This is a genomic window from Micromonospora sp. L5 (genome assembly GCF_000177655.2).
Classification (GTDB): domain Bacteria; phylum Actinomycetota; class Actinomycetes; order Mycobacteriales; family Micromonosporaceae; genus Micromonospora; species Micromonospora aurantiaca.
Genome location: NC_014815.1, coordinates 553,563 through 566,467, shown reverse-complemented (window position 1 = coordinate 566,467; position 12,905 = coordinate 553,563). Strand labels below are relative to the sequence as shown.

At 74.6% G+C, this 12,905-nt stretch carries 12 protein-coding genes; 8 read left to right on the top strand and 4 right to left on the bottom strand.

Annotated elements, in window-relative coordinates; translation table 11 throughout:
- The first annotated feature begins 194 nt into the window (after window positions 1-194).
- Complete coding sequence (gene glmS / locus ML5_RS02765; protein ID WP_013288568.1) at window positions 195-2,108, top strand: glutamine--fructose-6-phosphate transaminase (isomerizing); 1,914 nt, start codon at window positions 195-197, stop codon at window positions 2,106-2,108.
- Window positions 2,109-2,227: 119 nt separating this feature from the next.
- On the opposite strand, the gene ML5_RS02760 is transcribed toward glmS, so the two are convergent.
- Together ML5_RS02760 and ML5_RS02755 are read right to left on the bottom strand one after the other, a co-directional pair.
- Window positions 2,228-3,850, bottom strand: coding sequence for an alpha/beta hydrolase (locus tag ML5_RS02760; protein ID WP_013473663.1), 1,623 nt, complete (start codon window positions 3,848-3,850; stop codon window positions 2,228-2,230).
- Window positions 3,847-4,149, bottom strand: coding sequence for a type VII secretion target (locus ML5_RS02755; protein WP_013473662.1), 303 nt, complete (start codon window positions 4,147-4,149; stop codon window positions 3,847-3,849). The genes ML5_RS02760 and ML5_RS02755 overlap by 4 nt, the downstream gene beginning before the upstream one ends.
- Before the next feature lie 216 nt (window positions 4,150-4,365).
- Between ML5_RS02755 and ML5_RS02750 the strand changes: the two genes are divergently transcribed.
- From ML5_RS02750 to tsaE, 4 genes are all read left to right on the top strand, one after another.
- Complete coding sequence (locus ML5_RS02750; protein WP_013473661.1) at window positions 4,366-5,835, top strand: NAD(P)H-hydrate dehydratase; 1,470 nt, start codon at window positions 4,366-4,368, stop codon at window positions 5,833-5,835.
- Between the two features lie 84 nt (window positions 5,836-5,919).
- Complete coding sequence (gene alr, locus ML5_RS02745) at window positions 5,920-7,038, top strand: alanine racemase (RefSeq protein WP_013473660.1); 1,119 nt, start codon at window positions 5,920-5,922, stop codon at window positions 7,036-7,038.
- On the top strand, window positions 7,035-8,120 hold the full coding sequence (locus ML5_RS02740) for an alpha/beta fold hydrolase (RefSeq protein ID WP_013473659.1): 1,086 nt from the start codon (window positions 7,035-7,037) through the stop codon (window positions 8,118-8,120). The genes alr and ML5_RS02740 overlap by 4 nt, the downstream gene beginning before the upstream one ends.
- Window positions 8,117-8,599, top strand: a complete 483-nt coding sequence (gene tsaE / locus ML5_RS02735; RefSeq protein WP_013473658.1) for a tRNA (adenosine(37)-N6)-threonylcarbamoyltransferase complex ATPase subunit type 1 TsaE — start codon at window positions 8,117-8,119, stop codon at window positions 8,597-8,599. The genes ML5_RS02740 and tsaE overlap by 4 nt, the downstream gene beginning before the upstream one ends.
- Here the strand turns inward: tsaE and ML5_RS02730 are convergent.
- The gene (locus ML5_RS02730) at window positions 8,596-9,978 is read right to left on the bottom strand and encodes a lipase family protein (protein ID WP_013473657.1); all 1,383 of its coding nucleotides are present in this window, start codon (window positions 9,976-9,978) and stop codon (window positions 8,596-8,598) included. The genes tsaE and ML5_RS02730 overlap by 4 nt on opposite strands.
- Window positions 9,979-10,159: 181 nt before the next feature.
- Between ML5_RS02730 and ung the strand changes: the two genes are divergently transcribed.
- Window positions 10,160-10,858 carry a uracil-DNA glycosylase gene (ung, locus tag ML5_RS02725; protein ID WP_013288560.1) on the top strand — a complete coding sequence of 233 codons (699 nt, stop codon included), beginning with the start codon at window positions 10,160-10,162 and terminating at the stop codon, window positions 10,856-10,858.
- Here the strand turns inward: ung and ML5_RS02720 are convergent.
- Complete coding sequence (locus ML5_RS02720; RefSeq protein WP_013288559.1) at window positions 10,847-11,572, bottom strand: helix-turn-helix domain-containing protein; 726 nt, start codon at window positions 11,570-11,572, stop codon at window positions 10,847-10,849. The two genes, ung and ML5_RS02720, sit on opposite strands and share 12 nt — an antisense overlap.
- Before the next feature lie 213 nt (window positions 11,573-11,785).
- Between ML5_RS02720 and tsaB the strand changes: the two genes are divergently transcribed.
- On the top strand, window positions 11,786-12,463 hold the full coding sequence (gene tsaB / locus ML5_RS02715; RefSeq protein ID WP_013473656.1) for a tRNA (adenosine(37)-N6)-threonylcarbamoyltransferase complex dimerization subunit type 1 TsaB: 678 nt from the start codon (window positions 11,786-11,788) through the stop codon (window positions 12,461-12,463).
- The gene (gene rimI, locus ML5_RS02710) at window positions 12,460-12,903 is read left to right on the top strand and encodes a ribosomal protein S18-alanine N-acetyltransferase (protein ID WP_013473655.1); all 444 of its coding nucleotides are present in this window, start codon (window positions 12,460-12,462) and stop codon (window positions 12,901-12,903) included. The genes tsaB and rimI overlap by 4 nt, the downstream gene beginning before the upstream one ends.
- Window positions 12,904-12,905 lie beyond the last annotated feature (2 nt).

Here is a 12,905-nt window from a genome sequence, read left to right as displayed (position 1 = left end):
CGGTGGCGACCAGCCGTGCGGTCCCGGCCGGCGGTCCGCGCCCCGCGTCCCGAACCGGTCCGGACGGGCGGAACGACCTGGATGGTGCTTTGTCCGGTAATCGCATCCCCGGCGCTCGGTTCGCTCAAGTTCAGTGATCGTTAACCGCCTTTCCGAGCACGCACGATGAGCGAAACTCGGTTAGGCTGCGGACCATGTGTGGAATCGTGGGTTACGCCGGTGCGCGCCCGGCGCTCGGCATCGTGCTTGACGGACTGCGGCGTCTCGAATACCGCGGCTACGACTCGGCCGGCGTCGCCGTGGTCTGCGAGGACGAGCTGCTGACCGAGAAGAAGGCCGGCAAGCTCGCGAACCTGGAGAAGGTCCTCTCCGAGCGGGCGGCCGACAACCCCGAGGACTGCGCCGCCAGCCCGATCGGCATCGGCGACGGCACCACCGGCATCGGCCACACCCGCTGGGCCACGCACGGCGGCCCGACCGACCGCAACGCCCACCCGCACCTCTCCCCGGACGGCCGGGTCGCGGTGATCCACAACGGCATCATCGAGAACTTCGCGAAGCTGCGCGCCGAGCTGGAGGACGAGGGTGTCGAGTTCGCCAGCGACACCGACACCGAGTGCGCCGCGCACCTGATCGCCCGCGCGCTGGCCGACCTGCGCTCGGCCGGCGAGACCGACAGCCCGGCGCTGCTCGCCGCCGCCATGCGCGTGGTCTGCGCGCGCCTGGAGGGTGCGTTCACGCTGCTCGCCGTCGACGCCGGCATCCCCGGCGCGGTGGTCGGCGCCCGGCGCAACTCGCCTCTGGTCGTCGGCCGGGGCGACGGCGAGAACTACCTGGCCAGCGACGTCGCCGCGTTCATCGAGCACACCCGGGACGCGGTCGAGCTGGGGCAGGACCAGATCGTCCTGATCACCCCGGACAGCATCGACATCACCGACTTCCACGGTCAGCCGGCGAGCGGCACGGACTTCCACATCGACTGGGACTCGTCGGCCGCCGAGAAGGGCGGCTACGACTGGTTCATGCTCAAGGAGATCGAGGAGCAGCCGCAGGCCATCGCCGACACGCTGCTGGGCCGGCTCACCGAGACCGGCGAGATCGCCCTCGACGAGGTCCGCCTCAGCGAGCAGGACCTGCGCGACGTCGACAAGATCTTCATCGTCGCCTGCGGCACCTCCTACCACGCCGGCCTGGTCGCCAAGTACGCCATCGAGCACTGGACCCGCATCCCCTGCGAGGTGGAGCTGGCCAGCGAGTTCCGCTACCGCGACCCGGTGCTGGACCGGTCCACGCTGATCGTGGTGATCTCGCAGTCCGGCGAGACGATGGACACGCTGATGGCGCTGCGCCACGCCAAGGAGCAGAAGGCCCGCGTGCTGGCGATCTGCAACACCAACGGCTCGACCATCCCGCGCGAGTCCGACGCGGTGCTCTACACCCACGGCGGCCCGGAGATCGCCGTCGCCTCCACCAAGGCGTTCCTCACCCAGGTCGTCGCCTGCTACCTGATCGGCCTGCACCTGGCCCAGGTGCGCGGCATCAAGTTCGCCGACGAGGTGGGCGCGGTGGTGGCCCAGCTCCAGGAGATGCCGGGCAAGCTGCGGGAGCTGCTGGACCGCATCGAGCCGGTCCGTGAGCTGGGCCGCGAGCTGAAGTCCGAGCCGACGGTGCTGTTCATCGGCCGGCACGTGGGCTACCCGGTGGCGCTGGAGGGTGCGCTGAAGCTCAAGGAGCTGGCGTACATGCACGCCGAGGGCTTCGCCGCCGGCGAGCTGAAGCACGGCCCGATCTCGCTGATCGACCAGGGCACGCCGGTGATCTGCATCGTGCCCTCCCCGGTGGGCCGGGGCATGCTGCACGACAAGGTCGTCTCCAACATCCAGGAGGTCCGCGCCCGCGGCGCCCGCACCATCGTGATCGCCGAGGAGGGCGACCAGGCGGTGGTCCGCTACGCCGACCACCTGATCTACGTGCCGCGTACGCCGACGCTGCTGGCGCCGCTGGTGACCACGGTGCCGTTGCAGGTGCTGGCCGCCGAGATCGCCGCCGCCCGCGGGCACGACGTCGACCAGCCCCGGAACCTGGCCAAGTCGGTCACTGTCGAGTAGCCGATCTCGTCCACGGTCCCTCCGCCCGCACGACGGGTGGAGGGACCGCGTCGTCTCCGGCCTGCCTCACGGGCGGCCGCCGGACGGCCGCGGACCGGTCGCCGGAGGGCCGCGGGCGGTCATCGGCCCAGCACGATCCGGGCCATGCCGTCCAGCGCCGGGTTGTCCGGATCCCAGTAGCCGGTGTGGCCGTGCGGAGCGCTCGGGAAGCGCCTCCCGCCGAAGTCCGGCGCGCTCGGGTCGGCGCCGAACCAGAGTCGCTCGCCGTGCGGGTCGAGCACGGCGAGCGCCGGACCGAGCGGCGTACCCGCGAGCAGCGCGCGGCGGGCCAGCTCGTCCGGTGGGCGGGCCAGCCGGATCACGTCGTCCGGCGCGGTCGACGACCAGACCTGACCGGCGGGCATCCGCAGCTCGGCGGCGTGGTCGACGCCGACCCCCGGCGAGCCGACGAAGACCAGCGCGTCGGCGCCCAACCCGTGGTCGCGGGCGGCGGTGCCGACCACGAGCGAGCCGTAGCTGTGCCCGAGCACCGTCTGCCGGGCCGGTGGGCCTTCGTGCGCGGCCCGCAGCCCGTCCTGGAACCGGTGCAGCGCCGGGCCGGCGTCCTCGGCCTGCCGGGTGCCCGCCGCCTCGGTGAGGAAGCCGGGCGCGTCGTAGTCCAGCCAGAGCACAGCCGCCGCCTCCTCGCCCGGCCCGAGCGCCGCGCATCGCTGCAACACCCGTGCTGCCCGGCCCAGCTCGGCCGGCGCGTCGGCGAGATCCGAGGTCATGCCCGGGACGTACGTGAGCACCGAGGCGGCGCGGTCCGGGTTGCCGAGCGCCACCACCGCGCGGCCGTCGCCGGCCGGGTCGAGCCCCAGCAGGTACGCCCGCGGCGCCCCGCCCGCGGCCAGCCGCTCGCCGAGCCCGTCCAGCCCGCGCAGCGCCGCCTCGACAGCGGCGAGCCGGACCCGCCGGGACGCCTCCAACGGCCCGGCCGGAAGCGGATGCAGCAGCCCGAGCCGGCGCGCGAGCAACTGCTCCCGCCGGTCGCCGAGCAGTAGCCGGTTCGCCTGGTCCCGGACGGCGGCCGGAAGCCCGTCGAGGCGCCCGATCCGGCCCGGTTCCCGCCCCACCAGCCAGCGCCGCTCGGCCGCGCTCAGGCCGGCCCACCAGCGGCTCACCTCGGCCGGCCCGGCGCCGGGACCGGGCCGCCACGCGGGCGGGACGCTCACCCAGCCGCGTACCGCAGCGGTGGTCAGCTCCGCCAGCCGGCCGGCCGCCTCGCGGTCGGCGGCGCCGGCGAGCGTCAGCGCGCCCCGGATCCCGGCCCGCGCGTCGACCACCGCCGGCCCGGTCTGCCCCGGCGGCCGTGCCGGGTCGGGCCGGACCGCGCCGGTGCGGTCGACGAGCAGGCCACCGGACTCGGCGCGGGCCACCTCGGCGCCGAGCCGGGCCTTCGCCGCGCCCAGCCGGGCGCCGAACTCGGCGAGCACCTGATCGACCTCGACCAGTGCGGGCAGCACGTCGGTGAGATCGGTGCGCAGATCCCCGATGCGCCGCTGCGCGGCAGTCGAGGCCGCACCCGACCACCCGGGGCGGAGCGTGCCGATCCGGGCGGTCAACGCGTCGGCGCGCTGCCGTACCGGCGTGGTGATGCCCCGCCACGCCGCCCCGGCGGTGGACCAGGCGCCCGGATCGGCCCGCCAGAGCTGCGCGTAGCCGACCGGCACATCCACGGCGTCGGCCGGACCGTCGTTCACCGGAGCACCCCGGTGAGGCGGCGGGCGGCGCGTTCGTCGACCGCCTCGTAGCCGTCCGCGCCGCGGCGCAACGCCTGAGCGGTGTCGGCCACCCGGGCGCCGAGCGCGCCGGACCAGCGCCGCACGGCCGACTCCAGTTCGGCCAGCGCCACCGCGGATCGCCAGCCGTCCGGTGCCGCCACCAGCAACGACTCCGGCGCCGCGCCCGGCCCGCGGGCCAGCCGGTACGCGTCGTCGGCCAGCTCGCGCGCCACCGATCGCAGCAGCTCCGGGTCGACGTCGAACGGTTTCTCCACCACGTGCCCTCCCTCGCCCGGCGCCACCGGCCGGCTCCGGACACCGGGACGCTAGGCGGCACCCGGCAATGGCCGCCGACCCCTGTGGACAACGGTCCGGGTTATCCACAGGGCTTGTTCGCCAGCCGGTCCCGGGCGCGTACCGCCGGTAGGGTGAGGCCGTGATCGGGGGAGCCGCGAGCGGATGCTGAGCCGGCGCGACGAGCGGGGCGGGGTGGCATGAGACAGGTGTGGCGGGTCGCGGACGTTCGTGCGGCAGAGGCGGGCCTGATGGCCACCCTCCCGCCCGGTGCGCTGATGCAGCGGGCGGCGGCCGGGCTGGCCCGCCGCTGCGCGTTGCTGCTCGCCGACCGGGGCGGTGTCTACGGCGCCCGGGTGCTGGTGCTCGCCGGGTCCGGCGACAACGGCGGCGACGCGCTGTTCGCGGGCGCGCATCTGGCCCGCCGGGGCGTGGCGGTGACAGCGCTGCTCCTCACGCCGGGCCGGGCACACGCCGAGGGCCTGGCCGCCCTGCGCGCCGCCGGCGGCCGTGTGGCCGACCGGCCGCCCGCTGTGGTCGACCTGGTGCTCGACGGCATCGTGGGCATCGGCGGCGCCGGAGGGCTCCGCGAGACGGCCGAGCAGCTGGCCGCGAGCCTGACCGGGCAGCGCGGGCGCGGCGGCACGCGCGCCACCGTGGTCGCGGTCGACGTGCCGAGCGGCGTCGCTGTCGACACCGGCCACGTCCCGCTCACCGACGCCGGGCGGCCCCGGGCGGTCCGCGCCGACGTGACAGTCGCCTTCGGCGCGCTCAAGCCCGCACTGGTCGTCGGGCCGGCCGCCGAGCTGGCCGGCGAGGTCGAGCTGGTCGACATCGGGCTGACGCCGTGGCTGCGCGGCACGCCTGCGCTCCAGGTGATCGAGCAGACGGACGTGGCCGACTGGTGGCCGGCGCTGGGCGCGTCGTCGGAGAAGTACACCAGGGGCGTAGTAGGCGTCGCCACCGGGTCGGCCACCTACCCCGGCGCCGCCGTGCTCTCGGTCGCCGGAGCGCTCGCCGGTCCCACCGGCCTGGTCCGCTACGCCGGGAGCGCCGAGGGCGAGGTGCTGCACCAGCATCCGTCGGTGATCGCCACCGGCCGGGTCGCCGACGCCGGCCGGGTGCAGGCGTGGGTCTGCGGCTCCGGGCTCGGCACCGGCGAGGACTCCGCCGCCGAGCTGCGCGCGGTGCTCGCCGCGCCGGTGCCGGTGGTGCTCGACGCGGACGCGCTGACGCTGCTCGTCGACGGCAAGCTGGCCGACCGGCTGCGCGGCCGGGACGCGCCGATCGTGGTGACGCCGCACGACCGGGAGTACGCCCGGCTCTGCGGCGAGATGCCGGGGGACGACCGGGTCGCCGCCGCGCTGCGGCTGGCCGCCTGGATGAACGCGGTGGTGCTGCTCAAGGGCGACCGTACGGTCATCGGCACGCCCGACGGCCGCGCGTACGTGAACCCGACCGGCACCCCGGTGCTCGCCACCGGTGGCACCGGCGACGTGCTGGCCGGGCTGCTCGGTTCGCTGCTCGCCGCCGGGCTGGCCCCGGAACGGGCGGCCGCCGCGGCGGCGTACCTGCACGGGCTGGCCGGGCGGGAGGCGGCGCGCGGCGGTCCGGTGACCGCGCCCGACGTGGCCGCGGCGTTGCGTCCGGTACTGGCCCGGCTGGGCTGATCCGGGCGGCGGCGCCCGGTGGCGGCGGGCACCGCCCGCTCGGCTCACGGCGCTGATGATCACTGACGGAAGTAGGCTGAGGACATGTGGCAGTCGGAGGTGCGCGTCGACCTGGACGCGATCCGGGAGAACGTGACCCGGCTCAAGGCCGGCACCAGCGCCGAACTGATGGCGGTGGTCAAGGGCGACGGGTACGGCCACGGCATGGTGCCGGCCGCCCGCGCGGCGCTCGACGCCGGGGCGGACCAGCTCGGCGTCTGCACGCTGGACGAGGCGCTGCGGCTGCGCGAGGAGGGCATCACCGCGCCGGTGCTGGCCTGGCTGCTCAGCCCCGGGCTGCCGCTGCACGACGGGATCACCGTCGGCGTCGACCTCGGCTGTGCCGGCCTCACCCAGCTCGACGAGATGATCCAGGCGAGCCGCCGGGCGGACCGCCCGGCCCGGCTGCACCTCAAGATCGACACCGGGCTGGCCCGGGGTGGCGCCACCGTCGCCGACTGGCCGGCGCTGCTGGAGGCCGCCGCGAAGGCCCAGGCCGACGGTCTGGTCGAGGTGGTCGGCGTGTGGAGCCACTTCGTGTACGCGGACTCGCCCGGTCACCCCACCACCGACCGCCAGCTCGCCGTGTTCCAGGAGGGGCTGGAGATGGTGACGCGTGCCGGTCTGCGTCCGCGCTACCGGCACCTGGCCAACTCGGCCGCCACGTTGACCCGGCCGGACACCCACTTCGACCTGGTCCGGCCCGGCATCGCCGTCTACGGCCTGTCGCCGGTCGCGGGCGAGCAGTTCGGTCTGCGTCCCGCCATGACCGCCCGCGCCCGGGTGATGCTCACCAAACGGGTGGCGGCCGGCACCGGCGTCTCCTACGGCCACACCTACCTCACCGAGCAGGAGGCCAACCTCGCGGTGGTGCCGCTCGGCTACGCCGACGGGGTGCCGCGGCACGCCTCCAACACCGGCCCGGTGCAGCTCGCCGGCAAGCGCCGGACCATCTCCGGGCGGGTCTGCATGGACCAGTTCGTGGTCGACTGCGGCGACGACGAGGTGGCCGACGGCGACGTGGCGACGCTGTTCGGCAGCGGCGCGGACGGCGAGCCCACCGCCGACGACTGGGCCGAGGCGGTCGGCACCATCAACTACGAGATCGTGACCCGCTTCGGCGGTGTGCGCGTGCCCCGCGTCTACGACGGCGAGCACGCATGAGTGTCCGGTTGCCGCGACCGCGTACCGCTGCCGGCAAGGTGGCCGGGCTGGTCGGCGCCGCCGTCGGCGTTGCCGCCGCCGGGCTCGCGGCGGGCGTGGTCAGCGAGCGGGTGCTGGTCCGCCGGCTCAAGAACGATCCCACCGACCGGTACGCCGACGAGGTCTTCGGTGAGCAGCGTTACGACGAGGCGTACCGGCTGGAGATGCCGGACGGCACCGACATCCACGTCGAGGTGGTCGAGCCGACCCGCCCTGTCGCAGGGCACCCGACTGTGGTGCTGGTGCACGGGTTCTGCCTGGACATGGGCACGTTCCACTTCCAGCGCAAGCGGCTCGCCGAGCGCGGCGACTACCGGGTGGTCGCGTACGACCAGCCGGGGCACGGCCGTTCCGGCCGGCTGGAGAGCGGCGAGTACGACCTGACCGCGCTGGGCCACACGCTGCGCCGGGTGCTCGACGAGGTGGCCCCGGACGGCCCGCTGGTGCTGGTCGGGCATTCGATGGGCGGCATGACGATCATGGCGCTGGCCGAGCTGTACCCGGAGATGTTCGGTGACCGCGTGGTCGGCACCGTGCTGATGGCCACCTCGGGCGGCCTCGCGGCGGAGACCAAGCTGGTGGCGCCCGCGCTGCTCGGCCGCGTCGGCTCGCCGGTGCTCTACATGATGAGCAACGCCACCCGGTACGGCGGGACCGTGATCGACCGGGCGCGCCGGTCGACCTCGAACGTGGCCTGGCTGCTCACCCGCAAGTACGGCTTCGGCACGTCGAAGCCGAGCCCGGCCCTGGTGTCGTACGTCGAGATGATGAACTCGCGCACCTCGGCCGACACGGTCACCCGCTACCTGCGCACGATCGCCACCCACTCCCGGTTCCCGGCGCTTGCGGCGCTGGCCGGCACGCCGGTGCTGGTGATCGTGGGCGACAAGGACATGATCACGCCGGTGACGCACTCCGAGGAGATCGTCCGGCGGCTGCCGCACGCCGAGTTCGTGAAGATCAACGACAGTGGGCACGTGGTGATGCTGGAGCACGCCGACGAGGTGAACGTGGCGCTGGAGAGGTTCCTGGACTCGCTATGACAGTGGTCGTGGAGCTGAAGACGGTCGAAGACACCCACGAGTTCGGGCGGCGGCTGGCCGGGGTGCTGCGGGCCGGTGACCTGCTGCTGCTCAGCGGCCCGCTCGGCGCCGGCAAGACCGCGCTGACCCAGGGCATCGGCGCCGGCCTCGGCGTACGCGGGGACATCACCTCGCCCACCTTCGTCATCGCCCGGGTGCACCGGCCCGACCCGGCGCGGGGCGGCCGGGTGACGCTCGTGCACGCCGACGCGTACCGCCTGGGTGAGGCCGCCGACCCGCGCGCGGAGATCGACGACCTCGACCTGGACGCCTCGGTTGACGAGGCGGTCACCGTGGTGGAGTGGGGCGAGGGGATGGTCGAGCAGCTGGTCGACGCGCACCTGCGGGTACGCATCGACCGCCGCGACGACGACACCCGGGCGGTCACGCTGGAGCCGGTCGGCGGCGACTGGACCGCCCGGGTCGCCGAACTGTCCTAGGGCTGAAGGGGCATCGTCCAGCAGTTGGAGTAGGCGGTGCGCCCGGCGAGCCGGTCGGTCAGCCAGGCCACCGCGTCGCCCTGGTCGGTGATGAGCGGCGCCAGGTGGTTGGTGAGGAGCTTGTCACCGAGGTTGGGCAGGCTGACGGCCTGGTAGGTCACGTTGGCACCCTTGCGGCACCAGTCGACCGCCAGTTGACGGGCCTGCCGGTGGGGCACGATGTCGTCCTGGACGCCGGTCGCCACGCGTACCGGCCCGGCGGGCTTGAGCGTGCCGATGCGCTGCCGGTCGAGGACGGCGGCTGCCTCGGGCGAGGCGGCGATGACAGCGGTGAGGGACCGGCCGCCGGTGATCCACCTGCTGCTCTTGGTGAACGCGTACCGGAGGATGGCGTCACCGACGCACATGGTCGAGGTGTCGGTGAGCGCCGCCCGGCCGGCGTCGTTGACGTTCGCCTCGATGACGTCCCGCACCGCCGGGTCGGACTGGGCGAAGCCGTTGAGCGACCAGCCCAGCGCCCCGGCCAGCGCGCTGCCGTCGATGCCGCCGATGACAGCGGTCAGGTCGGCCGGCGGCGCGCCGACGTAGGTGCCGGCCAGCGGCACGTCGGGCGCGTAGGTGGGCTGGAGTTCGGCGGCTGCGGCGCTGGCGCCGCCACCCTGGCTGTAGCCGTACAGACCGACGCGGGACCGGTCGGTGACCGACGCGCCCGGCACGGTGCGGGCGGCGCGGGCCGCGTCGAGCAGGGCACGTCCCTCGTCGAGGCGGTTGACGTACGTGTGCAGCCGGTCGGTCGCGCCCAGCCCGACGTAGTCGGTGACGACGACCGCGGCGCCGGTGGCGAGGAGGCGGTAGATCGCCAGGGCCTCGTAGCCGACGGACAGGGTGTCGCCGGTGAGGGTGAGCGGGTGTTGCAGGGCGAACGAGGGCGCGCACTGGTCGCCCTGCCCCATCGTGCCGGAGGCGACGGCGACCAGCGGGCGCGGGCCGGCGCCCCGCCACGCCGCCGACGGTTCGATGTAGGCGCCGGTCACGCCGACGGCCCGGCCGTTGGAGTCGGTGGACCGGTACATCAGGCGGGTGGCGGTGCCGGGCATCGGGCGGCCGTCGAGCCCGGGGATGCTGAGCCCGAGCGGCAGCGGCTCGGTACGGATCAGCGTGCCGTTGGTGGCGGGCAGGTCGGCGGGCGGGTGGTAGAAGGCGGGGATCGTCACGCCGCGGGAGACCACCGGCGTGGTGCCGTCGGCGGCTGCGGCTGCGCCGGATCCGGCCAGGTAGGTGGCTGCCGCCGCGGCGACGGCCAGCATCCGGAGGCCGGTCGTGCGGCGGGGGGAGGGGGCGGCGGAGGGCGTGCGGGGACGGGTGTTTCTCCTGCTCACGGGCACTCCTAGCGAGCATCGATGGTGGTGGATGCAAGCTAGCAGTGGCGGTGTGGCGTAAGTAACTTGCCAGTAGGTTACGCTCCGGTAACTTTTCCCGTCCAGTACCCGGCCCTGCCGCCGCCCGGGAGTGTCGGTCGCGGCTGGTAAGAAGATGGCGACCGACGAGGAGAGGTTGCCGATGCCCGACGCCCCCACCCTGGACCTGCCGGCGCTGCTGCCGGAGGCCTGGCGTGCCGTGCTCACCCCCCACCTGGATCCGGCCCGCACCGCGGCGCTGGCCGAGTTCGTCGCCCGGGAGTACGCGACCGCCACGGTCTTCCCGCCGCTGGAGGACCTCTTCTCCGCCTACCGGCTGTGCGGGCCGGCCGACACCCGGGTGCTGATCCTCGGGCAGGACCCGTACCACAAGGCGGGCCAGGCGCACGGGTTGAGCTTCAGCGTGCGCGAGGGGGTGGCGGTGCCGCCGTCGCTGCGCAACGTCTTCAAGGAGCTGGGCGAGGACCTGGGTGTGCCGAAGCCGCGCAGCGGCAACCTCGACGGCTGGGCCGCGCAGGGCGTCCTGCTTCTCAACTCGGTGCTGACGGTCCGGCAGGCCACGCCCGGCTCGCACGCCAACAAGGGCTGGGAGGAGTTCACCGACGCCACCATCCGGGCGCTCGACGCGCTCGACCAGCGCGTGGTGTTCCTGCTCTGGGGCGGCTACGCGCGCAAGAAGGCGGCGCTGGTGACCAACCCGCAGCACGTGGTGCTGGAGGCCGGGCACCCGAGCCCGATGAACCCGCGCGGCTTTCTCGGCAGCCGCCCGTTCAGCGCTGCTAACAAGGCGCTGGCCGACGCGGGGCTGCCCACCGTCGACTGGGAGCGCTCAGCCGGCTGACCCGCCCGGCGCCTCGCCCGCCGCGGCGAGGCGCCGGCGGTACCGGGACAGCAGCTCGGCCGTGCGCCGGTCGGTCACCTCCACCTCGACCAGCGGCTCGACCGGGTACGTACGTTCACCGAGGCGGACCTCGATGGGCTCGGGCAGTTCCTCGCACATCCGGGCCCGCAGCTCGCCGTAGCGGGTCAGCCAGCGGTGCTCGCCCGGCTCTTCGGGCTCCGTGTGGATGCCGCCCCACACCTGCCATCGAGCGTCCCAGCGCTGCGCGTAGATCCGATCGAGGAGCGCGCTGAACTGCGGCGAGTCCCGCCAGCGCACCGCGATCTCGACCGCGTCCACCGGCAGCGGCGCGCCCTGCAGCAGTGCCGCCGTGCCGCCCGACAGCACGTACGGCAGGTCGCCCAGGGCGTCCATGATCCGGTCCAGCCGGAGGACTTCGATCCGCTCGGCAAGCACCGTCCCGGCCATCTCGTCCAGCGCGGCGTCCAGGTGGCTGTCCAGCGGCTCGACCTCGATCCGCAGTTGCCGGCCGAGCGCGGCGAGCAGGCGTTCCGCGGCGGTCAGGCTCGGCAGCCGGTCGCCGCGTTCGATCCGGGCGATGGCGGCCTGACTGAGCCCGGACCGGGCGGCCAGAGCCTGCTGGGTGAGCCCTGCCTGCTCGCGTTCACGCCGCAAGGTCCGGGCGATTTCTCGAACGAGGCGACTCTCCGTCATCTCCGGAGAATGGCAGTCCTCTTCTTGGCCTTATGCCCCTGAGTCATATTTATGACCCAGAGGCATAAGGCTCTCACCTCTTCTCTTTGATCCGGGCGCTACGCATCGTGACCGGACGAGCGGCGAGGGCGTGCCGAGGGCGTGCCGGGGGCGTGCCGGGGGCGTGCCGGGGGCGGACGGGGCGGACGGAGCGGACGGCTAGGCTGGCTTACCGTGCTGGTACTCGTGGTGGACTCCTCGACGCCCGCGGTGACCGCGGCCCTTGCCGAGGTCTCGGCGGACGGCGTCGCGGTCCGCGCGTCCCGGTGCACCGTCGACGCCCGCGCCCACGGCGAGCTGCTCGCGCCGCAGGTCGACGCCGTGCTGGCGGACGTCGGTGCACGGCCCGCCGACCTGGCCGCTATCGTCGCCGGCCTCGGCCCGGGCCCGTTCACCGGGCTGCGCGTCGGGCTGGTCACCGCCGCCACCATGGGTCAGGTGCTCGGCGTACCCACGTACGGCGTCTGCTCGCTGGACGGGCTCGGCCACCCGGCGGCCGCCGGCGAGCCGGTGCTGGCGGCGAGCGACGCGCGGCGCCGGGAGATCTACTGGGCCGTCTACGACGGCGCCGGCCGGCGCCTGGCCGGGCCGGAGGTGGCCGCCCCGGCGGTGGTCGCCGAGCGGGCGCGCGACCTTGCGGTCACCGTCGCGGTCGGCGACGGCGCGCACCGGTACGCGGACGTGCTGGGGCTGCTGGTACGCGACGAGCCGCACTACCCGGACCCGCTGGCGCTGGCCCGTCTCGCCGCGCCGCGGATCCGCGCGGGCGCGCCCGGCGAGACGCTCACCCCGCTCTACCTGCGCCGCCCGGACGCGGTCGCGGCCACCGGCCACAAGCCGGTCCTGCCATGAGGCTGGGCCGGTTCCGCTGGTGGCACATCGACGAGGTGCTGCCCATCGAGGCGGACCTCTTCGGCGCCGAGCAGTGGTCGGCGGCGATGTTCTGGAACGAACTCGCCAACGGGCACTTCTACCTGGTCGCCACCGACGACGACGGCGCCGTCCTCGGCTACGCCGGGCTGGCCGTGTCCCCGCCCGACGAGGCGTGGGTGCAGAACGTCGCGGTCCGCCGGGACGCCCACCGCCGGGGGATCGGCCGGCTGCTGCTGGAGGCGCTGCTCGCCGAGGCGGTCCGGCGCGGCGCCCGCAGCACGCTGCTGGAGGTCGCCGCGGACAACGCGCCCGCGCAACGGCTCTACGCCACCTACGGCTTCGAGCCGATCGGCGTACGGCGCGGCTACTACCAACCGAGCAACACCGACGCGCTGGTCATGCAGCGCAACGAGGACTGACG

What these genes read in the sequence shown, in the direction of transcription:
- glmS (WP_013288568.1), top strand. Translation starts at nt 195, where the DNA reads ATGTGTGGAATCGTGGGTTACGCCGGTGCGCGCCCGGCGCTCGGCATC.
- ML5_RS02750 (WP_013473661.1), top strand. Translation starts at nt 4,366, where the DNA reads ATGAGACAGGTGTGGCGGGTCGCGGACGTTCGTGCGGCAGAGGCGGGC.
- alr (WP_013473660.1), top strand. Translation starts at nt 5,920, where the DNA reads ATGTGGCAGTCGGAGGTGCGCGTCGACCTGGACGCGATCCGGGAGAAC.
- ML5_RS02740 (WP_013473659.1), top strand. Translation starts at nt 7,035, where the DNA reads ATGAGTGTCCGGTTGCCGCGACCGCGTACCGCTGCCGGCAAGGTGGCC.
- tsaE (WP_013473658.1), top strand. Translation starts at nt 8,117, where the DNA reads ATGACAGTGGTCGTGGAGCTGAAGACGGTCGAAGACACCCACGAGTTC.
- ung (WP_013288560.1), top strand. Translation starts at nt 10,160, where the DNA reads ATGCCCGACGCCCCCACCCTGGACCTGCCGGCGCTGCTGCCGGAGGCC.
- ML5_RS02720 (WP_013288559.1), bottom strand. Translation starts at nt 11,572, where the DNA reads ATGACGGAGAGTCGCCTCGTTCGAGAAATCGCCCGGACCTTGCGGCGT.
- rimI (WP_013473655.1), top strand. Translation starts at nt 12,460, where the DNA reads ATGAGGCTGGGCCGGTTCCGCTGGTGGCACATCGACGAGGTGCTGCCC.